Genomic DNA, 247 nt, shown 5'->3' on the forward strand with positions numbered 1-247 from the left:
TGACTTCGCTTCCTTTGGAACGCATGCCGCTGTTAAAGGCGTCAATCATTCCAGATCCCCAGCCTGATGATTCTTGTTTTGCTTGCAGGAATGGTTGTTTGATGTGTTGATCTACGTATTGGCTCGTGCCAGTTGATGTAGCATTTTGACCTGCTGCAAAACCTCTCACCGTCCCAGTGCCCCAAAATGAATATCTTTCCTGCCTTTGCTCCTGCATCAGTGAAACTGTCCTCGGATGATTTGTCAT

At 47.0% G+C, this 247-nt stretch carries 1 protein-coding gene; it reads right to left on the reverse strand.

Annotated features, from left to right (window positions below; all coding sequences use genetic code 11):
* Positions 1 to 247, reverse strand: a 247-nt coding sequence (locus tag AC0IXA_RS27945) for a hypothetical protein (RefSeq protein WP_471814984.1), incomplete at both ends; no start/stop codon positions are given.

This window comes from Pseudomonas sp. AC083 (assembly GCF_979253165.1).